We start from the raw sequence: 21,763 nt of genomic DNA, 5'->3' as shown, positions 1-21,763 counted from the left end.
CCCTGCGCCAGCGTTATCCCATCCCGCCGCTGATAGCATCGCCCAGATGAAAAATGGGCAGATACATCGCCACCACTAGCGTCCCGATAATCACCCCGGTCACAATCAATAGCGCAGGCTCCAGCAGCGCGGTTAAATTCTCGGCTAAATTTTGCGTGTGTTCATGATGATGGCGAGCCAAATTCTCCAGCATGTCATCCAGCGCACCGGACGCCTCGCCGGTTCTCACCAACTGTAGGCATAAGGGCGTAAAAGCACGGCTGTTTTCCATCGCCTGCCAGATGGCGCAGCCTTGCGCTATCTCCTGGCGTAACCTTGTCACGACGTCTTGCCACCACGGGCAGTTCAGCGTCTCTTCAACGGTTTCCAGCCCCTGTAAAAATGCGATCCCCGCTCGCTGGGTCAGAGCCAGCACGGTAAATATCTGACTAAGCCTCTGTCGATGGATAAGCGTTCCCATCACCGGCAGCGCCAATAGCACCCGCTGGCGGAGGCGTAGCCAGGGCGGATGGTGACTAAGCGCTGCGTTGATTCCTGGCGGTAAAAACAGGATGCCGATGATTAACACAAACCACCGTTCAACGAATGCCGCCGTTGCCATTACCGCGAGGGTCAGCGCGGGAAGCGGCGTATTAAAGGTACGGTAAATGGCGGTGAATTCCGGTAGCACAAACCCGACCATAGCCATGACCACCAGCACGGCGAGAGACAGAATAATCAGCGGGTAGCGCAGGGCCTTTTTCACTTTGGCTCTTAATAGCAGTTCCGCCTTCTGCTGGTGGGCGAGCGCCAGGCAACAGTGCTCTAATTTACCGGTGATTTCGCCGGTACGAATCATCGACAGATAGAGCGGGGGAAACGCCTGCGGCCACTGCTGCAGGCCTTCTGAGAGCGAGACGCCCTGTGACAGCCGTTCGGCAAGCGTGCTTAACAGCGCCCGCCACTGCGGCGCGGGGTGCTGCTCGGCGAGAAGCGCCAGCCCGTCGGAGAGCGTGAGCCCAGCCTGTAGTAGCGTGGCGAGCTGGCTGATAACCGCACTGCTATGCTGCGCTCGCCATAAGGCGCGATTCACCGCCCGGCGCTTCAGGGTGGTCACGGTGATGTGCTGACGTTGCAAGGCCAGCAATACCGCCGGTCTGTGGGCGGCCCACAGGGTGCCGCTTTGTGCGTCTCCTTGGGCCGTTACCCCCTGCCAGAACCATAGCTGCTCACTCATCTTTCGGCATTCCGAGTATGCGAAACAGTTCTTCCTGCGTCGTCTGCCCTTGTTCGACCGCCAGACAGCCGCTTTCAAATAGCGTGCTCATTCCGGCCAGCCGGGCGTGGCGCATCAGCTCAGCAGGCGTAACGCCATTAGCAATGACCTGACGGATAGGGGCGGTGACGGGGAGAACCTCAAACAGCGCAAGCCGCCCCTGATAGCCGCCGTAGCAGTGTTGGCAGCCGGGCGCTGCCCAATGTGGCAACTGCCGGGGCCATAGGGCGCGAGGCAGTGAGTGCTCGTCGGTGGTTTTCTGGCGGCAGTGCGGGCATAGCTTACGTACCAATCTCTGTGCGACAACCATCACCAGCGCTGACGATACCATCCAGCGCGCCACCCCCATCTGCTCTAAGCGGATTAAGGTCTCTACGGTTGAGTTGGTATGCAGCGTTGAGAGCACCAGATGCCCGGTTTGCGCCGCTTTAATGGCTATCTCTGCCGTTTCGCCGTCGCGGATTTCGCCGACCATCACAATATCCGGGTCCTGACGTAAAAGAGATCGCAGGACGTTTTGAAAAGTCAGCCCGCTTTTCGTGCTGACCTGCGTCTGGTTAAGGCCGTCGAGTGGAATTTCAATGGGATCTTCCACGCTACAAATATTCACCTCTGTCTTGTTGCGACTTTGCAGAGCGCTATAGAGCGTGACGGTTTTCCCGCTGCCGGTAGGGCCGGTGACCAGGATAAGCCCCTGCGGCTGAGCCAGCGCCGATTGAAATAGCGTGAGGGCCTCTGGTGACATCCCGAGCCGCTGGAGATCCAACGCCTGTTCGACTTTGTGCAGCAGACGCAGCACCACCTTTTCACCGTAACGGCAGGGCAGCGTCGAGATGCGAAAGGAGAGCGGCTTCCCGGCGACATCCAGCGTAAATTGGCCATCCTGCGGCAATCGACGTTCGGCAATATCCAGGTTGCCGAGTACCTTAAGCCGGGCAATCAGCGGCGTCATCAGCGGCAGCGGTACCGTGGGGAGCGCATGCAGCACGCCGTCCACCCGTAACCGGATGCGCAGATAATGTTCCGAAGGTTCAAGATGGATATCGGACGCCCGCTGCGATAGCGCCTGCTTGAGAAGCCGATCGAGCCTGACTACCACGTTGTCACTCTCTTCTGGAGCGGTTGGTGTCGTCTTTTGAGCGTTTTGCTCCAGGTATTTGTCCATTCGCTCCTGATCCCAGCATTCAATATCGACCCGCTTTTGGGTCGCGAAGCGCAGGGCCTCCAGCAACTCCCCTGGCGGCGCGCCGACGACGGCAATATTCAACTCCCCTATGTCGTTATTCAGCAGCAGCGCGTGATGGCGCTGGCACAGCGTTAACAGCTGTTCGTGTTTCATGTGGGTGTCCTGGTTATTGCACGTCAAAGCGGAAGACATCCTCACAGGCTTGCTGTAAGGCGCTGTCGCTCTGAATGGCGCAGGTACGCTGCCAGCCGGTAATGCCGTTGGCGTTATCCCAACCGGGGACCAGCGTAACGCTCAAGCCGTTCAGACTCTCTTGCCCGGTGAGTGTGACAGTGCCTTTGGCAATGCTCATGCCTGAGACGTAGCGCGTGGTGGTCGGTGAAGGAATACCGTTACTGCCCGCATCGCAGTTAGCTACGCCGCCGCGATCGAGCGCGCAGAGTTCAACCGCCGTACGATAGGGAACAAAGGTTTGTAGCATGTCGGTGAGTGCGGCTTTGCGCAGGTAGTTCTGATAGGCCGGTATGCCGATGGCGCTGAGAATGGCGATAATGCCGATAACCACCATCAGTTCGATAAGAGTGAAGCCCTTTTGTTTGTCCATGATCTGCTCCTTGCTGAATCTGGAGCCACTGTGTCAGAGCTGTACTGGTATCGCGAGGGACAAAAACGTAGACAGGAAACGGCCTTCCAGACTTTGTACTGCTGTTGCAGCTTTGCAGGGGATACGGGAGTCGGGCTCGAAAAAATGCCCCCGCGGAGGAGGGCATTGAGTGAGGATTTAGCGGAAACGCATGGAGAGGTCGAGGGCGCGGACGTGCTTGGTCAACGCGCCGACGGAGATATAGTCCACGCCGGTTTCAGCAAATTCACGGATGGTGTTGAAGGTGACGTTGCCGGAGACTTCCAGCTGTGCCTGGCCTTGGGTGATGTTCACCGCTTCACGCATCTGCTCGGTGTTGAAGTTATCAAGCATGATGATATCGGCCCCGGCCTTCAGCGCTTCGGTAAGCTCCTGCAGGCTTTCCACTTCAACTTCAACCGGAACGTCCGGGTGCAGCCAGAAGGCTTTTTCTACCGCCTGACGCACGGAGCCGGAGGCAATAATGTGGTTCTCTTTAATCAGGAACGCGTCGGAAAGCCCCAGACGGTGGTTCGCGCCGCCGCCGCACAGTACGGCATATTTCAGCGCGGTGCGCAGGCCCGGTAGCGTTTTGCGGGTATCCAGCAGTTGGGTGTGGGTGCCTTCCAGCAGTTCGACATATTTGCGGACTTCGCTGGCCACGCCGGAGAGCGTTTGCACGAAGTTCAGCGCGGTGCGCTCACCAGTCAGCAGCACGCGGGAAGGGCCATCAATTTCAAACAGCGGCTGGTCGGCTTTTACCGCGTCGCCGTCGGCCACGTGCCAGGTGAGTGTGACGTCATCGCCGGCGAGTTGAATAAAGACCTCTTCAACCCAGCGTTTGCCGCAAAATACGCCGTCTTCACGAGTAATGACCACCGCATGTGAGTGGCTGTTTTCCGGCAGCAATTGTGCGGTAATATCGTTATGGGCATCAACTTCGCCCCCCAGATCTTCGCGTAGTGCTTGGGCGACGGCGTTGGGGATATCGAGGTTGATACGTTCCAGTAGCGCGTCACGTCGATGGTCTGAGTTATAACGGCGAGGCGGCATAATAAAGCTCCAAATTGGTAACGATGCGAAAGTTTGAAACATGCTACTCTGAACCGACCGGCATAACCATATATACTCGTCGTACTTCAAGCCGCAGCGGCATTAGCTTTCCTCGCTCACCCCAGTCACGTACTTATGTACGCTCCCGGGGATTTGCTGCGTTGCACCTTGCTGCAACGAATATAAAGGCCGTATATAAGGAGTTCCTGAATGCAGTTAGATAAGGGCTGGCTGGTGGGTGTGCGGCACGTGCCGTCTCCACACCATGATAGTCGCCCGGAGGATGAATCGCCTTCACTGTTGGTTGTGCATAACATTAGTTTGCCGCCAGGTCAGTTTGGCGGCCCGTGGATAGATGCGCTGTTTACCGGCACGATCGACCCCGATGCCGATCCGTTCTTTGCGGAAATCGCCCATTTGCGCGTTTCTGCCCACTGCCTGATTCGCCGGGATGGCGAAATTGTGCAGTACGTTCCTTTTGATAAGCGCGCCTGGCATGCTGGAGTCTCCTCCTATCATGGCCGCGAGCGCTGCAATGATTTTTCTATCGGCATTGAGCTTGAAGGTACCGATATGCTGGCCTATACCGATGAACAGTACCTGCAGCTGGCGGCGTTAACCCAGCTGCTTATTCGCGAGTACCCCGCGATTGCCGATAATATGACCGGCCACTGTGATATTGCGCCCGTGCGTAAAACTGACCCCGGCCCAGCGTTTGATTGGACCCGTTTTCGTGCACTGGTCACCCCCGTCTAATAAGGAGATGACATGACGCTGTTTACCACGCTTCTGGTTCTGTTTGCGGAGCGACTGTTTAAGCTCGGCGAACACTGGCAACTCGATCACCGCCTCGAGACGCTGTTCCGGCGAGTGAAGCACTATTCCATGGCGGGCACGCTGGTGATGACTATCGCCGCGATGGTCGTCGTGGGTATTATCCAGCGAGCGCTGGATGGGCTGCTGTTTAATGTCCCGGAACTGCTGTTCTGGATCCTGCTGGGCTTGCTGTGTATTGGCGCAGGCCGCGTGCGCATGCACTACCATGCGTACCTTAAAGCGGCATCCCGCGATGATGCCCATGCGCGTGAGGCGATGGCCAGCGAGCTGACGATGATCCACGGCGTGCCGGCAGGCTGCGATGAGCGTGAATTCCTGCGTGAGCTGCAAAATGCGCTGCTGTGGATTAACTACCGCTTTTATCTGGCACCGCTTTTCTGGTTTGTGGTGGGTGGTTCCTGGGGGCCGGTGGCGCTGATGGGGTATGCGTTTTTACGCGCCTGGCAGTCCTGGCTGGCGCGTTACCAGACGCCGCATCATCGCCTGCAGTCTGGCATTGATGCGATTTTACACGTGGTGGATTGGGTTCCAGTACGTCTGGTCGGCGTGGTGTACGCGCTGGTGGGGCACGGTGAGAAAGCGCTTCCGGCGTGGTTTGCGTCACTGGGCGACCGTCACTCTTCGCAGTATCAGGTACTGACCCATCTGGCGCAGTATTCGCTCGCTCGTGAGCCGCATGTGGATAAGGTGGCGACGCCAAAAGCCGCGGTGTCGATGGCGAAGAAGACCTCGTACGCGGTGGTGGTGGTGATGGCGCTGCTGACGATTTACGGGACGTTGGTGTAGTTTGTCGCCGGATGGCGCTGCGCTTATCTGGCCTACGGTAATGTAGGCCCGGTAAGCGCAGCGCCACCGGGCAAAAGGGTTAAAGCGTATCTGCTGGTGGAATACCGAAGTCAGGCATGCCATCCTCTTTCCAGCGCACCGTTTTCAGACGCGTATGACGATTCGGGTCATATAGCGGGTCGCCCTCAATTTCCGTGTAGTTCCTCGCGTGATAGACCAGCACATCTTCCCCCTCAGGAGTCTGCGTAAAGCTGTTATGCCCCGGCCCATACTGGCGATTTTCATAGCTGGTAGTGAACACCGGCTGTGGTGATTTGTGCCAGTTGGCGGGTTGCGTCATATCGGCGTCTTTATCAATCCACAGCAGCCCCATGCAGTAGTTTTCGTCGGTGGCGCTGGCGGAGTAGCTGATAAACAGGCGGTTACCGTGCGTCACTACGGCGGGCCCTTCATTGACCAGAAAACCCCGACACTCCCAGTCGAACTCCGGTTTGCTGAGCAGCACCGGCTCGCCCTTAATCGTCCATGGGTTTTCCAGCTCGGCCAGATAGAGGTTGGAGTTGCCGGCAATATCCGGCGATTTCTGCGCCCAGAGATACCACCGTTTTCCCTGATGCTGGAAGGTGGTGGCGTCCAGACAGAAGGTATCGAACGGCGTTTTGACCTGACCTTTCTCTACCCACGAGCCGGTTAACAGGTCGGCATCGCTACATTCCAGCGCAAACATGCGATGCTGGAACATCCCCAGCGCATCCAGCGCCTGAGTGTGGGCCGCCGCGAAGTAGATGTACCATTTACCGTCGATAGCGTGCAGTTCGGGTGCCCAGATGAGGTTGCTCATTGGCCCGGTTTCGGGTTTGCGCCAGACGACGGCTGGCGTCGCCGTTCGTAGTCCGTCCAGGCTGCTGGCGCGGCGGATCTCCAGCCGGTCGTACTCCGGCACCGAGGCGATAAAGTAGTACTCGCCCTCATGGTGCAGAATAAACGGGTCGGCGCGTTGTTCAATAAAGGGATTCGGCCAGTTCTTCATCAGGCTTTCCTTGCGTGTTCAGTGGATTGCAACTCTTGCTGGTATTCATTCAGCTCGCGGTAGTTGGTGCGACGTTTTTCCAGATCTTCCTGAATCTGTTTCATCAGGCGGCGGTCTACTTTCAGCAGACGGACGACGCCCGCGGTTATCAGATAACCTACCCCCGGGATGACGGTGAACAGCAGCATAATTCCGTTGATGGTGGTATCGCTTTGCGCTTTGGCACCCGCGTCGTAGCCGTACCAGGAGAGCAGGAAGCCTACCATCGCCCCTGCTACCGCCAGGCCGACCTTGAGGAAGAACAGGTTGCCGGAGAAGCTGATGCCGGTAATGCGCTTACCGGTTTTCCATTCGCCGTAGTCGTCCACGTCAGCCATCAGCGACCAGTGCAGCGGGGAAGGGATCTGGTGCAGCACGTTCAGCAGGAAGTAGAGCACCACAATTAGCGTGGTGGCATGTGGGTCGAAGAAGTAGAAGGCCACGGAGAAAATAGCCAGCGCGATGTTGGTCCAGAAGAAGACCTGCAGTTTGCACCAGCGGTCGGTCAGCACTTTTGCCAGCATGCTGCCGATCATCATGCCGACCACGCCAAGGCTAATAAAAATAGTGGCGAAGTGGGTGCTTTCCCCCATAACCCAGGTGACGTAATACATGGTCGCCGCCATGCGGATAAAGCCGGGGCAGACGTTACACAGCGTCAGCAGCAAAATGCGTACCCACTGGTCGTTTTTCCAGACGTCTTTTAAATCCTGCTTCAGTTCGTCGTTGGTTTGCACCGCCGGGCGCACGCGCTCGCGCACTGTGGCAAAGCAGAACAGGAACATACACATGCCGATAAACGCCAGCACGGTCATCGCCATCTGGTAGCCTTTGGCTTTATCCGCACCGCCGAACCAGTCAGCCATCGGCAGCAGGGTCAGCGATAGCAGCAGCGTGGCAATGCCGACCAGAACAAAGCGGTAGGACTGACAGGCCACGCGCTCTTTCGGATCGTTGGTGATAACGCTGCCGAGCGAGCAGTAAGGAATGTTGATCGCAGTGTAGGTGATGGAGAGCAGGAAATAGGTGACAAAGGCATAGATGACTTTGCTGCTGTAGCTCCATTCCGGAGTGGTGAACATCAGCACGCTGAACAGGGCGTAGGGGAAGGCTATCCACAGTAGCCAGGGGCGAAAGCGGCCATATTTACTGCGAGTACGGTCGGCCATCGCGCCCATGATAGGGTCGGTGACTGCGTCAATCACGCGAATGGACAGCAGCAACACGCCCACCAGTGCCGGGGCTAAACCAAAAATATCGGTGTAAAAGTAGTTAACGAACAACATGATAGCGCCGAAGATGATGTTGCATCCCGCGTCGCCCATACCATAGCCAATCTTCTCTTTTACTGACAGTTTACTTGTGTTCATCGCCAGGTCTCTCATGGGGAGTATAGAGAGGATTATTGGCTGCAGAACGGGTGAACGCTTAGCAGGATAACGTTGTTGATATGGATAATGTTGCTGCCATGGGGAAAGTGTGAAGCAGGTAACAGGCCGTGGTAGCGGTTTGCAGCCGCTACCACATGTGGATAATCAGCGAAGATCGGCGGCTGGAACCAGCACGCGGGTTTTGCCGTAGATGATGGTGAGGATCATCGGGACGCTAAAGGCGACGATAATCGCAAACACTTCATAAATGGCTTTCGACTCTGGCCCACTGAACAGCCCCAGCTCGAAGACATTAAGCACCGGCAGGAAGCTGTAGGTTTTGACCTCCAGCAGGCCGGTGATTGCCCCGCCCAGCGCCGCGCCGATACAGCCGAAGATAAACAGCATCCGGTACTTCAGGTTCACGCCGTACAGTGCTGGTTCGGTGATACCGAAGAAGGCCGAAATGGAGGCGGAGATAGCCAGCTGCTTGTCCTTCAGATTGCGGGCAATAAAGATGGCGCCAAATGCTGCGCCGAACTGGCCCATCACTGCGGACATAAACATCGCCATCACCGTATCGTAGCCGTTGACCTGCATGTTAATCAGGGCAATCGGGATGATCCCCCAGTGCACACCGAAGACCACAAACAGCTGACCAATTCCCGCCAGCAGCGCGCCGGACAGCATCGGGCTCAGGTTATAGAGCCAGGTGTAGCTGTTGGCGATACCAATACCGACATAGTCAGCAATGGGGCCAATCACGGTGAAGACCACGAAGCCACTGATAATCAACGACAGGCACGGAACGAACACCAGCGCGGCGATTTCCGGCACCCACTTTTTGCACCAGCGCTCGACGTAGCTGAGGAACCAGACCGCGAAAATCGCCGGGATCACCGCTCCGCCGTAGATTTTCAGCGGGAAGGCGAGGTTAAAGATCTCAACGTGGTCCGGCGTGGCGGCGTCGGTCAGCGGGAAGACCATCGCGGCGGTTAGCGCCAGCGCGGTGAAGCGGTTGGTTTTGAACTTATCCGATGCGGTGACGGCAATAAATAGCGGCAACATCACGAACACGCCGCTGGAAAGGGCGTTAAAGACCACAAACAGCCAGGATTTGGTTGAGATAAGATCCAGCGTTTGCAGCAGCACGACCAGACCTTTTACCACCCCAACGCCTGCCAGGACGCCGATGTAGGGGGTGAAAATCGCCGAGAGCGTGCTCAGCAGACGGTTAAACGCGGACGCCTTCTGCTCTTGCTCCTGCTTATGCACCGGGGCGGCACCCTGCGCGCCGGGCATCAGTTCGCTCAACGCGGCAAAGATCTTCTCCACCTTAGGGCCGATCACAATCTGGAATTGACTGCCGTTATTGACCAGTTTCACGACCTCGGAAAGCTCATACAGGCTTTTCTCATCGACCTGCGAGTCATCTTTCAGATTCAGACGCAGGCGAGTCGCGCAGTGGTTTGCGTGTTCGATATTCTCCTGGCCGCCAACGGCGGCCAGGATTTGTTGTGCAACGGCTAAATATTGAGTCGCCATAACGAGGCACCTTTATCAGTAGGTAGGGTACAGGCTGTTGTTAGGCGTAGTCGCCTGGTTTGGTTTTACTTTTTACCGCCACGCCGAAGTCGGTGAAGATACGCTGCGGCAGGTTATTGCCTTTCGCCTCGGCGATGTGATGCGCGAGGATTTGGAACGGAATCACCATCACCAGCGGCAGCGCGGTTTCTGGCAACGCGACGTTGAGCGCCAGGGTGTGCGGGTCATCGCTTGCCTGCGGGGTGACGGTAAAGACGTAGTCGGTATGACGCTGTTCATACTGGCGCAGCAGCACCAGACGCTCGCGGGCCACGCTCGGCACGTCGAGGAAGAACAGGCGGTGCTGTGGATTAATCTCGAAGTACGGGCCGTGCATAAAGACTTCCATCTCAATTCCCTGAGAAGGGACGCGCACCGTTTCGGTAAATTTGGTCGCCATCTCCATGCACACGCCGACCGCTGGGCCGTAGCCAATGCTGGTAAAGCGTGGAGAGGACGTCAGTTCTGGCTGCCAGAGGGTAAAGAACGCTTCGGTGGCATCAATGATCGACGGGATAGCGTTAACGGCTTCCCGCAGCATCGCCAACTCCTGCTGTTCCCGCGCGTCGTCGATAGCGTCAACCGCGCGAGCATGGCGCAGCCCCAGCAGCATTAGCGTCAGGATGGTCGCCACGTAGCCTTTGGTCACGTAGCCGACGCGTTCCTCACCGATATCAAGCAGGACAAAGCGGTCCGCCGTTTTGGCTAGTTCGCTCTGCGGCTTGCTGGTCAGGCCGACGGTTTGCACGGCGTACTGTTTTTTCAGCGTTTCCATCGCGTGCAGCGTTGAGGTGCTTTCACCGCTTTGCGAGACGGCGACAACCGTGCCAATCGCCGGGTTATGTTTTTCAAAGTGCTGATAGTGGAACGGTTCTGCGATGGTCAGACGAACCGCGGAGAGGCTTTCCACATAGTATTTTGCACTGACCGCCGCGTTCGCGCTGGAGCCGGTTGCCAGCACCAGCCACTCGCGAGCATCGGTGATGGCCGGAACGTTATGCGGATAGTTATCCAGGATATGGGCAAGCGTTGCCTGCTCTTCGTGGATATAGGTCATCATGGTGGGTTTCATTGCTGTCTCTCTTGGCTGAAAACTGAAAACGTTTTCAGTAAAATATTATGAGAGAAAATGTATCGTCAATTTTACGTATGTTGATTTGTGATGCGGATCTGAATATTTACTGTTCAGCCGGCCCGCAGGCCAGCCGGGGAACTACGCGGATTCACCGGCGACCAGCACCGGTGTGATGGTGTGGGCTTCTGGCAACATATCCTGCAACAAGGTCATCATCTGGCGGATAACCTGTTGACCAATCTCGTCATTTTTATGGTTAACGGTGGTAATGCGCGGGATGAAATACTCGCTGCCGGGGAAATACTCGCAGCTGGCAATAGCCACATCGTTGGGAACGGACAGGCCGTTATCTTTCAGCGCCCGCATCGCGCCCATCGCGACGCGATCGTTAATCGCCAGAATCGCCTGAGGCAGGGGACGTTCAGATTTAATCAGCCGTAGCGCGGCCTCATAGCCATGCTCCGGGTAGAAGTTGGTTTCGATAATCACCGCGCTATCGCTGGCAATACCGGCGGCATTGAGCGTGTTCAGGAAGGCGTTGACGCGTTGTCCGGTCATGTAGACGTTGGACGAGCCGCCGATAAACGCCATCTCGCGATAGCCTTTGTCGAGCAGATGACGGGTGATCATCTGCACGCAGTTAACCTGGTCGCGTTCGAGGCAGGTGTAGTCGTAGCGCGCCAGCTTGCGCCCAACCACCAGTACCGGCAGCGAGGCGATAAGCTTCTGTAACCCTTCAAGATAGCTCTCAGGGATTTTCAGGTAGTCGATGTTGCCGCCGAGGATAATCACGCCGTCGAGCTGGCTGTCGATGATGGTGCTGAAGATCTGATCTTCGGCAATCACCAGTGAGGAGCCGGAGCGTTTGTTCGCCGATTGCGTATCGAAGAGGATGATTTTGTACCCGGCCTGCAGGCAGGCTTTTTCGATTTGCTCGACCAGGGTGGCGAAGTAGGGGTTGGTGATGTCCGAGACGACAACGGCCAGCGTCATGCTTTTGCGTGAAATCATACTGCGCGCCATCAGATTGGGGCTGAACTGATGTTCGTCGATGACCTGCTGCACCTTGGCTCGCGTTTTATCCGACACCCAACTGTTGTTGTTGAGTACGCGTGACACGGTGGCAATAGAGACGTTTGCCAGCTCGGCAATGTCTTTGATCGTGAGATTTTTTTTCATTAGCCACCCAGGTCCTTTTGTCGACGGTAACGCTGGAATGGTACATCACTTTTGCGCAGGGGAGAACGCTCTGCACCCAATGGGTACAGAGCGTGGGTAGGATTAATGTGCTTTCGCGGTTTTGGCGCCTTTCTGCTTAAACATAAAGCCAATACCCAGAATGACGATCCACACCGGAATCAGCCATACCGAGATAGCCATGCCTGGCGTCATCACCATGATGACCAGAACGGCCGCCATGAAGATCAGGCAAATCCAGTTCCCTAACGGGTAGAACAGCGCTGGGAAGCGAGTGGTGACGCCCTGCTGCTGTTTGGCTTTACGGAACTTCATGTGTGCCAGGCTAATCATCGCCCAGTTAATTACCAGCGCGGAGACCACCAGGGCCATCAGCAGGCCGAAGGCGGATTCTGGCGCCAGGTAGTTGATCAGCACGCACAGTGCGGTAACCACGGCGGAAACCAGGATGGTATTCACCGGTACGCCACGCTTATCCACGCTCAGCAGCGCTTTCGGGGCGTTGCCCTGCTGCGCCAGGCCGAAGAGCATGCGGCTGTTGCAGTATACGCAGCTGTTGTACACGGAGAGTGCTGCGGTCAGGACCACGATGTTCAGGGCATTCGCCACGAACGAGTCGCCCAGTTCATGGAAGATAAGCACGAACGGACTGACGTCTGCAGTGACGCGGGTCCACGGCATCAGAGAGAGCAGTACCGCCAGTGAGCCCACATAGAAAATCAGGATACGGTAGATAACCTGGTTGGTGGCTTTTGGAATGCTCTGCTCTGGGTTATCCGCTTCTGCTGCGGTGATCCCCACCAGTTCAAGGCCGCCGAAGGAGAACATGATAATCGCCATCATCATCACCAGCCCCATCCAGCCGTGAGGCAGGAAGCCGCCCTGTTCCCACAGGTTGCGCACGGTCGCCTGCGGGCCAGCGGTGTCGCTGAACAGCAGCCACGCGCCGAACAGGATCATAGCGATAACGGCAATGACTTTAATAATGGCGAACCAGAACTCCATCTCACCGAACACTTTTACGTTGGTCAGGTTGATGGCGTTAATAGCGATAAAGAAGACGGCCGCCGATACCCAGGTAGGGATCTCAGGCCACCAGAACTGGATGTATTTACCGACGGCAGTCAGTTCCGCCATAGCAACCAGTACGTACAGTACCCAGTAGTTCCAGCCCGACGCGAAGCCTGCAAAGTTGCCCCAATATTTATAGGCAAAATGGCTAAAGGAGCCTGCGACCGGCTCTTCAACCACCATTTCGCCGAGCTGGCGCATGATCATAAAGGCGATAAAGCCCGCGATAGCGTAACCCAGAATGATACCCGGACCGGCAGACTGGATAACGGAGGCGCTGCCGAGAAACAGGCCTGTGCCGATAGCGCCGCCCAGAGCGATCAGCTGTATATGGCGGTTCTTAAGGCCGCGCTTAAGCTGTGCGCCTTGTTGTTGACCTTCCATTGTGAAACCTCGTGTGTGGTTATTATTGTGACGCTGTTTGCGTATGTACTTAAGAAATTCCGTTTTCTGTATTGTTATGTTTACGAAAATCATTTCTTAAAAAGAGGTAGGGCTCTTTCGTCATCAGCAGAATAGTGGTAAGCGCGACGGAATGCACCTGCTTTATGAAGGGATGATGACGGGTTGGATAAAAAGCCGACAGCTGTCACGAGAGCGTGCAAGTATTACATCGACTCCTTAATGAGTATTTAATGCATTTTAATGAATTAATATTCATTAATTGGTTTATTGAAACGGTTCAGTTTGCGTATTTTTGTTTTTATTTCGTTAACTGTACTTCTTTATGGGTAAAGTTATTTTTTGTGCAAAGTTACATTTCTGAAACATCATTTCTGTAATGTTGTTAAAAAGTGCCGGGTTTACTGATTTCAATCAAAACCTGTATGGACATAAGGTGAATACTTTGTTACTTTAGCGCTACGAACTTGAAATTGGTAAGACCAATTGACTCCGGGCTAATGGCAGAGACAGGGAACAATGGCCTACAGCAAAATCCGCCAACCAAAACTATCCGATGTGATTGAGCAGCAGTTGGAGTTTTTGATTCTTGAGGGGACGTTACGCCCCGGCGAAAAACTTCCACCTGAACGCGAACTGGCAAAACAGTTCGACGTTTCTCGCCCTTCGCTGCGTGAGGCTATCCAGCGCCTCGAAGCCAAAGGGCTCCTGCTTCGTCGCCAGGGCGGCGGGACTTTTGTTCAAAGCAGCCTATGGCAGAGCTTCAGCGATCCGCTGGTTGAGCTTCTGTCCGACCACCCTGAATCCCAATTTGATCTGCTAGAGACCCGTCACGCGCTTGAAGGTATCGCGGCTTATTACGCGGCACTGCGCAGCACTGATGAGGATCGCGTACGCATTCGCGAACTGCATCAGGCCATCGAACGGGCTCAGCAGTCGGGTGACCTCGACGCTGAATCTGACGCCGTCGTCCAGTATCAAATTGCGGTCACCGAAGCCGCCCACAACGTAGTACTGCTCCATCTGCTACGGTGTATGGAGCCTATGCTGGCGCAAAACGTTCGCCAAAACTTTGAGTTGCTGTATGCCCGCCGGGAGATGCTCCCGCAGGTCAGCGACCACCGTACAAGCATCTTTGAAGCGATTATGGCCGGCGAGCCCGAACAGGCACGCGAAGCGTCACACCGCCACCTGGCCTTCATCGAAGAGATTTTGCTGGATAGAAGCCGTGAACAGAGCCGCCGCGAGCGCTCGTTACGTCGTCTCCAGCAGCGAAAGGATTAATATTTTTTCCGGCAGTCGTTTGACCGGGAAATGTGAAAATGCGCCATTAGCGCGCGGCAACTAAACGCAGAACCTGTCTTATTGTGTTTTCCCACGAAAGCACAATGGGACAGGTTCCAGACAAATCAACGTACTAGATAGATAAGGAATAACCCATGTCAGAACGTTTACTCAATGACGTGGATCCGATCGAAACTCGCGACTGGCAACAGGCGATCGAATCGGTCATCCGTGAAGAAGGTGTTGAGCGCGCTCAGTATCTTATCGACCAACTGCTTTCTGAAGCCCGTAAAGGCGGCGTTCAGATAGCTGCGGGTGCAGGTGCTAGCGGTTACGTCAACACTATTGCCGTTGAAGATGAACCGGAATACCCGGGCAATCTGGAGCTGGAGCGTCGTATTCGTTCTGCTATCCGCTGGAACGCCATTATGACCGTGCTGCGTGCGTCTAAAAAAGACCTCGAGCTGGGCGGCCACATGGCTTCCTTCCAGTCTTCCGCGACCTTCTACGAAGTGTGCTTCAACCACTTCTTCCGTGCGCGCAACGAGCAGGATGGCGGCGACCTGGTTTACTTCCAGGGTCACATCTCTCCGGGCGTCTACGCACGTGCGTTCCTGGAAGGTCGTCTGACCGAAGAGCAGATGAACAACTTCCGTCAGGAAGTTCACGGTAAAGGCCTGTCTTCTTACCCGCACCCGAAACTGATGCCAACCTTCTGGCAGTTCCCGACCGTATCTATGGGTCTGGGTCCAATCGGTGCTATCTATCAGGCTAAATTCCTGAAATATCTGGAACACCGTGGTCTGAAAGACACCTCCAAACAAACCGTTTATGCCTTCCTGGGCGACGGCGAGATGGATGAGCCAGAATCTAAGGGCGCTATCACCATCGCGACCCGTGAAAAACTGGACAACCTGGTCTTCGTTATCAACTGTAACCTGCAGCGCCTTGATGGCCCGGTTACCGGTAATGGCAAGATCATTAACGAACTGGAAGGTATCTTCGCAGGTGCTGGCTGGAACGTTATCAAGGTAATCTGGGGCGGTCGTTGGGATGAGCTGCTGCGTAAAGACACCAGCGGTAAACTGATCCAGCTGATGAACGAAACCGTTGACGGCGACTACCAGACCTTCAAATCCAAAGACGGCGCTTACGTACGTGAGCACTTCTTCGGTAAATATCCAGAAACCGCAGCGCTGGTTGCCGACTGGACTGACGAGCAGATCTGGGCCCTGAACCGTGGTGGTCACGATCCGAAGAAAGTCTTCGCTGCACTGAAAAAAGCGCAGGAAACCAAAGGCAAAGCAACCGTAATCCTCGCCCATACCATTAAAGGTTACGGCATGGGTGACACCGCTGAAGGTAAAAACATCGCTCACCAGGTGAAGAAAATGAACATGGACGGCGTGCGCTATATCCGCGACCGTTTCAACGTTCCTGTTACCGACGAGCAGGTTGAAAAACTGTCTTACATTACCTTCCCGGAAGGTTCTGAAGAACACACCTATCTGCACGCCCAGCGCGAAAAACTGCACGGCTACCTGCCAAGCCGTCAGCCTAACTTCGATGAGAAGCTTGAGCTGCCGACCCTGGAAGATTTCGGCCCGCTGCTGGAAGAGCAGAACAAAGAGATCTCTACCACTATCGCGTTCGTACGTGCTCTGAACGTGATGCTGAAGAACAAATCCATCAAAGACCGCCTCGTGCCGATCATCGCCGATGAAGCGCGTACCTTTGGTATGGAAGGTCTGTTCCGTCAGATTGGTATCTACAGCCCGAACGGCCAGCAGTACACCCCGCAGGACCGTGAGCAGGTTGCTTACTACAAAGAAGACGAGAAAGGCCAGATTCTGCAGGAAGGTATCAACGAACTGGGTGCTGGCGCATCCTGGCTGGCGGCTGCGACCTCTTATAGCACCAACAACCTGCCGATGATTCCGTTCTACATCTACTACTCCATGTTCGGGTTCCAGCGTATCGGTGACCTGTGCTGGCAGGCTGGCGACCAGCAGGCTCGCGGCTTCCTGGTAGGTGGTACTTCCGGTCGTACGACGCTGAACGGCGAAGGTCTGCAGCACGAAGATGGTCACAGCCATATTCAGTCTCTGACCATCCCGAACTGTATCTCTTACGATCCATCTTACGCGTACGAAGTTGCGGTCATCATGCACGATGGTCTGGAGCGCATGTACGGTGAGAAACAAGAGAACGTTTACTACTACATCACCACGCTGAACGAAAACTACCACATGCCGGCAATGCCAGCAGGTGCCGAGGAAGGTATCCGTAAAGGTATCTACAAACTCGAAACCATCGAAGGTAGCAAAGGTAAAGTTCAGCTGCTGGGCTCCGGTTCTATCCTGCGTCACGTACGTGAAGCAGCGCAGATCCTGGCGAACGACTACGGCGTTGGCTCCGATGTGTACAGCGTAACTTCCTTCACCGAACTGGCACGTGATGGCCAGGACTGCGAGCGTTGGAACATGCTGCACCCAATGGAAACTCCACGCGTTCCTTACATCGCTCAGGTGATGAACGACGCGCCAGCTGTAGCATCTACCGACTATATGAAACTGTTTGCTGAGCAGGTTCGTACTTATGTACCGGCTGATGATTACCGCGTACTGGGTACCGACGGCTTTGGCCGCTCTGACAGCCGTGAAAACCTGCGTCACCACTTCGAAGTTGATGCTTCCTACGTGGTAGTAGCGGCACTGGGCGAACTGGCTAAACGTGGCGAAATCGATAAGAAAGTGGTTGCGGAAGCAATTACCAAATTCAACATCGATGCAGAAAAAGTTAACCCGCGTCTGGCGTAAGAGGTAAAAGAACAATGGCTATCGAAATCAATGTACCGGACATCGGGGCTGATGAAGTTGAAATCACCGAGATCCTGGTCAAAGTAGGCGACAAAGTTGAAGCTGAACAGTCGCTGATCACCGTAGAAGGCGACAAAGCCTCTATGGAAGTTCCGTCTCCTCAGGCTGGTATCGTTAAAGAGATCAAAGTCTCTGTTGGCGACAAAACTGAGACCGGCAAACTGATCATGATTTTCGATTCCGCCGACGGTGCAGCAGCTGCTGCACCTGCTAAGGCAGAAGAGAAGAAAGAAGCAGCTCCGGCGGCAGCACCTGCTGCTGCAGCGGCAAAAGACGTACACGTTCCAGATATCGGCGGTGACGAAGTTGAAGTCACTGAGATTCTGGTCAAAGTGGGCGACACCGTAACCGCTGAGCAGTCTCTGATCACCGTAGAAGGCGATAAAGCCTCTATGGAAGTTCCTGCACCGTTCGCGGGCACCGTGAAAGAGATCAAAGTGAACACCGGCGACAAAGTGTCTACCGGCTCCCTGATCATGGTCTTCGAAGTGGCGGGCGCAGCTCCAGCAGCCGCTCCGGCAGAGGCTGCAGCTCCAGCTGCGGCGGCTCCGGCAGCAGCAGCGGGCGCGAAAGACGTTCACGTTCCGGATATCGGCGGTGACGAAGTTGAAGTGACCGAAGTGATGGTGAAAGTGGGCGACAAAGTTGCCGCTGAGCAGTCACTGATCACCGTAGAAGGCGACAAAGCCTCTATGGAAGTTCCGGCTCCGTTCGCGGGTACCGTGAAAGAAATCAAAATCAGCACCGGCGACAAAGTGTCTACCGGCTCCCTGATTATGGTCTTCGAAGTGGAAGGCGCAGCACCCGCTGCCGCTCCAGCAGCTGCTGCGGCTCCAGCCCCTGCTGCTGCACCGGCTCAGGCTGCTAAACCAGCTGCGGCACCGGCTGCGAAGGCTGAAGGTAAAACCGAGTTCGCTGAGAACGATGCTTACGTTCACGCAACCCCACTGATTCGTCGCCTGGCGCGCGAGTTTGGTGTGAACCTGGCGAAAGTGAAAGGTACGGGTCGTAAAGGCCGTATCCTGCGCGAAGACGTTCAGGCTTACGTGAAAGAAGCCGTTAAACGCGCTGAAGCGGCTCCGACTGCAGCAGCGGCTGGCGGCGGTATCCCAGGCATGCTGCCTTGGCCGAAAGTCGACTTCAGCAAGTTTGGTGAAATCGAAGAAGTGGAACTGGGCCGTATCCAGAAAATCTCTGGTGCTAACCTGAGCCGTAACTGGGTGATGATCCCGCACGTTACTCACTTCGATAAGACCGATATCACCGATCTGGAAGCGTTCCGTAAACAGCAGAACGCCGAAGCTGAAAAACGTAAACTGGACGTGAAATTCACCCCAGTGGTCTTCATCATGAAAGCCGTTGCTGCCGCTCTGGAACAGATGCCGCGCTTCAACAGCTCTCTGTCTGAAGATGGTCAGCGCCTGACCCTGAAGAAATACATCAACATCGGTGTTGCGGTTGATACGCCAAATGGTCTGGTTGTTCCAGTCTTCAAAGACGTGAACAAGAAGAGCATTACCGAGCTGTCCCGTGAACTGACTGTGATCTCTAAGAAAGCGCGTGACGGTAAGCTGACTGCTGGCGAAATGCAGGGCGGTTGCTTCACCATCTCCAGCATCGGCGGCCTGGGTACCACCCACTTCGCGCCGATTGTTAACGCGCCGGAAGTGGCGATCCTCGGTGTCTCCAAGTCCTCTATGGAGCCAGTGTGGAACGGTAAAGAGTTTATGCCGCGTCTGATGATGCCAATTTCTCTTTCCTTCGACCACCGCGTGATCGATGGTGCTGATGGTGCGCGCTTTATCACCATCATCAACAACATGCTGTCCGACATTCGCCGTCTGGTGATGTAATAAAAAAGCCGGCCTGACGGCCGGCTTTTTTCTGGTAACCTCAGGGTGATTTGGGGTTATCAGCAACAAAGGACAAAATCGTTTGCCGTTTGTTGTTTAAAAATTGTTAACAATTTTGTAAAATACACGCGGATAGAACGTCCCGGTGGATGATGGGCGTAATAACTATAACGTCAGACCGCCGGATATAAATGATAGAGGTCATGATGAGTACTGAAATTAAAACTCAGGTCGTGGTACTTGGGGCAGGTCCTGCGGGCTACTCTGCTGCATTCCGTTGCGCTGATTTAGGTCTGGAAACCGTAATCGTAGAACGTTACAGCACCCTCGGTGGTGTTTGTCTGAACGTTGGCTGTATCCCTTCTAAAGCACTGCTGCACGTTGCAAAAGTTATCGAAGAAGCCAAATCGCTGGCTGAACACGGTATCGTCTTCGGCGAGCCGAAAACCGATATCGACAAAATTCGTACCTGGAAAGAGAAAGTTATCACTCAACTGACCGGTGGTCTGGCTGGTATGGCCAAAGGCCGTAAAGTGAAAGTGGTAAACGGTCTGGGTAAATTCACCGGGGCAAACACCCTGGAAGTGGAAGGCGAGAACGGCAAAACCGTTATCAACTTCGACAACGCTATCATCGCGGCGGGTTCCCGTCCGATCGAACTGCCATTCATTCCGCATGAAGATCCACGCGTTTGGGACTCCACAGATGCCCTGGAACTGAAAGAAGTGCCAAAACGCCTGCTGGTTATGGGCGGTGGTATCATCGGTCTGGAAATGGGTACCGTATACCATGCGCTGGGTTCAGAGATTGACGTGGTTGAAATGTTCGACCAGGTTATCCCGGCTGCAGACAAAGACATCGTTAAAGTCTTCACCAAACGTATCAGCAAGAAATTCAACCTGATGCTGGAAACCAAAGTGACCGCCGTTGAAGCAAAAGAAGACGGTATCTATGTTTCCATGGAAGGCAAAAAAGCCCCTGCAGAAGCACAGCGTTATGACGCCGTGCTGGTGGCTATCGGTCGTGTGCCAAACGGTAAAAACCTCGACGCGGGCAAAGCTGGCGTAGAAGTTGACGACCGTGGCTTCATCCACGTCGACAAACAGCTGCGCACCAACGTGCCACACATCTTTGCTATCGGCGATATCGTCGGTCAGCCAATGCTGGCGCACAAAGGTGTTCACGAAGGTCACGTTGCTGCAGAAGTTATCGCAGGCCAGAAACACTACTTCGATCCGAAAGTGATTCCATCCATCGCGTATACCGATCCGGAAGTTGCCTGGGTTGGTCTGACCGAGAAAGAAGCGAAAGAGAAAGGCATCAGCTACGAAACCGCCACCTTCCCGTGGGCTGCTTCTGGCCGTGCTATCGCTTCCGACTGCGCAGACGGTATGACCAAACTGATCTTCGACAAAGAATCTCACCGTGTTATCGGTGGTGCGATTGTCGGCACCAACGGCGGCGAGCTGCTGGGTGAAATCGGTCTGGCTATCGAAATGGGTTGTGATGCTGAAGATATCGCGCTGACCATCCACGCTCACCCGACTCTGCACGAGTCTGTTGGCCTGGCAGCAGAAATCTTTGAAGGTAGCATTACCGACCTGCCAAACGCCAAAGCGAAGAAGAAGTAATCTTCTGACCCGTAGCCTGGCCGAGCATAGCGACGCCGGGGAACGCACGGTCTTCCCGGAGTCGGCTAACACCTCGTCCGGGCTACCCTAGAAAAAAGCGGCTTAACGGCCGCTTTTTTTATGCTTTCTGTCAACGAGTTATGTCAAACCGTAGCAAAGTTTGCGAAGCGGGTTACAGTTTTCCGACGCTATTGCTATGTTTTCGGCACCTTCATTCTCTTATTCCCCATTTGTCTCGAAATGTTCTGTTATAGCTTGCCGCAATTTGAATAATAGTCACGGCGTAAACTGATAGCAGGCTAACAAAATAGGGTGTAAGACGATGAAAATGTTTCTGACGACAGCAGCCTTAGCTGCGACGCTGGTTTCCGGTATGGCTTTTGCGAGCGATGCGACAATTCCGTGGGCCGATAACAGCGGCGGAACGGAAAGCACGCATATTGCTGCGATGGGACAGGATCTGAATGGGCAACATCAGCAGGTTACGAAGACGCAGGAAGGGGTGTGGGCCGATAACTCCGGTAGCATCAGCGCTGATGAAGCCGCGTTGACCAGCAGCAAACCATTGGTGCAGGGCCACCCGGAACTGATGCCGCATCAGGGGTAAAT

At 55.1% G+C, this 21,763-nt stretch carries 16 protein-coding genes and 1 pseudogene; 7 read left to right on the top strand and 10 right to left on the bottom strand.

Going from position 1 to position 21,763, the window contains the following annotated elements; genetic code table 11:
- Window positions 1-13: 13 nt before the first annotated feature.
- The 4 genes from hofC to nadC all read right to left on the bottom strand — a co-directional run bounded on the left by hofC (window position 14) and on the right by nadC (window position 4,116).
- On the bottom strand, window positions 14-1,216 hold the full coding sequence (gene hofC, locus ACLGE8_RS11870; protein WP_410998692.1) for a protein transport protein HofC: 1,203 nt from the start codon (window positions 1,214-1,216) through the stop codon (window positions 14-16).
- Window positions 1,209-2,594, bottom strand: a complete 1,386-nt coding sequence (gspE, locus tag ACLGE8_RS11865) for a type II secretion system protein GspE (protein WP_410998690.1) — start codon at window positions 2,592-2,594, stop codon at window positions 1,209-1,211. Before gspE ends, hofC begins: the two co-directional genes overlap by 8 nt.
- Window positions 2,595-2,607: 13 nt before the next feature.
- Window positions 2,608-3,045: a prepilin peptidase-dependent pilin gene (gene ppdD, locus ACLGE8_RS11860; protein ID WP_410998688.1), complete on the bottom strand. Its 438-nt coding sequence runs from the start codon at window positions 3,043-3,045 to the stop codon at window positions 2,608-2,610.
- Between the two features lie 177 nt (window positions 3,046-3,222).
- Window positions 3,223-4,116: a carboxylating nicotinate-nucleotide diphosphorylase gene (nadC, locus tag ACLGE8_RS11855; protein ID WP_410998686.1), complete on the bottom strand. Its 894-nt coding sequence runs from the start codon at window positions 4,114-4,116 to the stop codon at window positions 3,223-3,225.
- A 210-nt stretch (window positions 4,117-4,326) separates the two neighbouring features.
- On the opposite strand from nadC, the pseudogene ampD reads away from it, so the two are divergent.
- A pseudogene (gene ampD, locus ACLGE8_RS11850) lies at window positions 4,327-4,888 on the top strand (1,6-anhydro-N-acetylmuramyl-L-alanine amidase AmpD).
- Window positions 4,885-5,739 (top strand): beta-lactamase regulator AmpE, encoded by an 855-nt coding sequence (gene ampE, locus ACLGE8_RS11845; protein ID WP_410998684.1) that lies wholly within the window; start codon window positions 4,885-4,887, stop codon window positions 5,737-5,739. Before ampD ends, ampE begins: the two are co-directional and overlap by 4 nt.
- 79 nt (window positions 5,740-5,818) lie before the next feature.
- Here the strand turns inward: ampE and ACLGE8_RS11840 are convergent, their stop codons facing one another.
- The 6 genes from ACLGE8_RS11840 to aroP form a co-directional block, all read right to left on the bottom strand.
- Window positions 5,819-6,769 carry a family 43 glycosylhydrolase gene (locus ACLGE8_RS11840; protein WP_410998682.1) on the bottom strand — a complete coding sequence of 317 codons (951 nt, stop codon included), beginning with the start codon at window positions 6,767-6,769 and terminating at the stop codon, window positions 5,819-5,821.
- Window positions 6,769-8,178: a glycoside-pentoside-hexuronide (GPH):cation symporter gene (locus ACLGE8_RS11835; RefSeq protein WP_410998680.1), complete on the bottom strand. Its 1,410-nt coding sequence runs from the start codon at window positions 8,176-8,178 to the stop codon at window positions 6,769-6,771. The genes ACLGE8_RS11840 and ACLGE8_RS11835 overlap by 1 nt, the downstream gene beginning before the upstream one ends.
- 165 nt (window positions 8,179-8,343) lie before the next feature.
- The gene (locus ACLGE8_RS11830) at window positions 8,344-9,723 is read right to left on the bottom strand and encodes a PTS transporter subunit EIIC (protein ID WP_410998678.1); all 1,380 of its coding nucleotides are present in this window, start codon (window positions 9,721-9,723) and stop codon (window positions 8,344-8,346) included.
- 40 nt (window positions 9,724-9,763) lie between these two features.
- A complete protein-coding gene (locus ACLGE8_RS11825) occupies window positions 9,764-10,834 on the bottom strand; it encodes an SIS domain-containing protein (RefSeq protein WP_410998676.1) in 1,071 nt (356 codons plus the stop codon).
- A 141-nt stretch (window positions 10,835-10,975) separates the two neighbouring features.
- The gene (locus ACLGE8_RS11820) at window positions 10,976-12,016 is read right to left on the bottom strand and encodes a LacI family DNA-binding transcriptional regulator (RefSeq protein WP_410998674.1); all 1,041 of its coding nucleotides are present in this window, start codon (window positions 12,014-12,016) and stop codon (window positions 10,976-10,978) included.
- Window positions 12,017-12,118: 102 nt separating this feature from the next.
- Window positions 12,119-13,489, bottom strand: coding sequence for an aromatic amino acid transporter AroP (aroP, locus tag ACLGE8_RS11815; RefSeq protein ID WP_410998672.1), 1,371 nt, complete (start codon window positions 13,487-13,489; stop codon window positions 12,119-12,121).
- Between the two features lie 537 nt (window positions 13,490-14,026).
- On the opposite strand from aroP, the gene pdhR reads away from it, so the two are divergent.
- The 5 genes from pdhR to ACLGE8_RS11790 all read left to right on the top strand — a co-directional run bounded on the left by pdhR (window position 14,027) and on the right by ACLGE8_RS11790 (window position 21,761).
- Window positions 14,027-14,791 carry a pyruvate dehydrogenase complex transcriptional repressor PdhR gene (gene pdhR, locus ACLGE8_RS11810; protein ID WP_333499111.1) on the top strand — a complete coding sequence of 255 codons (765 nt, stop codon included), beginning with the start codon at window positions 14,027-14,029 and terminating at the stop codon, window positions 14,789-14,791.
- 155 nt (window positions 14,792-14,946) lie between these two features.
- The gene (aceE, locus tag ACLGE8_RS11805) at window positions 14,947-17,610 is read left to right on the top strand and encodes a pyruvate dehydrogenase (acetyl-transferring), homodimeric type (RefSeq protein ID WP_410998670.1); all 2,664 of its coding nucleotides are present in this window, start codon (window positions 14,947-14,949) and stop codon (window positions 17,608-17,610) included.
- Between the two features lie 14 nt (window positions 17,611-17,624).
- Window positions 17,625-19,523, top strand: a complete 1,899-nt coding sequence (aceF, locus tag ACLGE8_RS11800) for a pyruvate dehydrogenase complex dihydrolipoyllysine-residue acetyltransferase (RefSeq protein ID WP_410998668.1) — start codon at window positions 17,625-17,627, stop codon at window positions 19,521-19,523.
- Between the two features lie 206 nt (window positions 19,524-19,729).
- Window positions 19,730-21,154, top strand: coding sequence for a dihydrolipoyl dehydrogenase (lpdA, locus tag ACLGE8_RS11795; protein WP_395596472.1), 1,425 nt, complete (start codon window positions 19,730-19,732; stop codon window positions 21,152-21,154).
- A 322-nt stretch (window positions 21,155-21,476) separates the two neighbouring features.
- On the top strand, window positions 21,477-21,761 hold the full coding sequence (locus tag ACLGE8_RS11790) for a hypothetical protein (protein WP_410998667.1): 285 nt from the start codon (window positions 21,477-21,479) through the stop codon (window positions 21,759-21,761).
- The last annotated feature ends 2 nt before the right edge of the window (window positions 21,762-21,763 follow it).

Source organism: Kluyvera sp. 142486, assembly GCF_046569695.1.
Classification (GTDB): domain Bacteria; phylum Pseudomonadota; class Gammaproteobacteria; order Enterobacterales; family Enterobacteriaceae; genus Kluyvera.
The sequence above is the reverse complement of the archived record's forward strand: the minus strand, read 5'-3'. Positions and strand labels throughout refer to the sequence as shown.

Coding starts and splice junctions, on each gene's coding strand:
- hofC (WP_410998692.1), bottom strand. CDS start 1,216: ATGAGTGAGCAGCTATGGTTCTGGCAGGGGGTAACGGCCCAAGGAGAC.
- gspE (WP_410998690.1), bottom strand. CDS start 2,594: ATGAAACACGAACAGCTGTTAACGCTGTGCCAGCGCCATCACGCGCTG.
- ppdD (WP_410998688.1), bottom strand. CDS start 3,045: ATGGACAAACAAAAGGGCTTCACTCTTATCGAACTGATGGTGGTTATC.
- nadC (WP_410998686.1), bottom strand. CDS start 4,116: ATGCCGCCTCGCCGTTATAACTCAGACCATCGACGTGACGCGCTACTG.
- ampE (WP_410998684.1), top strand. CDS start 4,885: ATGACGCTGTTTACCACGCTTCTGGTTCTGTTTGCGGAGCGACTGTTT.
- ACLGE8_RS11840 (WP_410998682.1), bottom strand. CDS start 6,769: ATGAAGAACTGGCCGAATCCCTTTATTGAACAACGCGCCGACCCGTTT.
- ACLGE8_RS11835 (WP_410998680.1), bottom strand. CDS start 8,178: ATGAACACAAGTAAACTGTCAGTAAAAGAGAAGATTGGCTATGGTATG.
- ACLGE8_RS11830 (WP_410998678.1), bottom strand. CDS start 9,723: ATGGCGACTCAATATTTAGCCGTTGCACAACAAATCCTGGCCGCCGTT.
- ACLGE8_RS11825 (WP_410998676.1), bottom strand. CDS start 10,834: ATGAAACCCACCATGATGACCTATATCCACGAAGAGCAGGCAACGCTT.
- ACLGE8_RS11820 (WP_410998674.1), bottom strand. CDS start 12,016: ATGAAAAAAAATCTCACGATCAAAGACATTGCCGAGCTGGCAAACGTC.
- aroP (WP_410998672.1), bottom strand. CDS start 13,489: ATGGAAGGTCAACAACAAGGCGCACAGCTTAAGCGCGGCCTTAAGAAC.
- pdhR (WP_333499111.1), top strand. CDS start 14,027: ATGGCCTACAGCAAAATCCGCCAACCAAAACTATCCGATGTGATTGAG.
- aceE (WP_410998670.1), top strand. CDS start 14,947: ATGTCAGAACGTTTACTCAATGACGTGGATCCGATCGAAACTCGCGAC.
- aceF (WP_410998668.1), top strand. CDS start 17,625: ATGGCTATCGAAATCAATGTACCGGACATCGGGGCTGATGAAGTTGAA.
- lpdA (WP_395596472.1), top strand. CDS start 19,730: ATGAGTACTGAAATTAAAACTCAGGTCGTGGTACTTGGGGCAGGTCCT.
- ACLGE8_RS11790 (WP_410998667.1), top strand. CDS start 21,477: ATGAAAATGTTTCTGACGACAGCAGCCTTAGCTGCGACGCTGGTTTCC.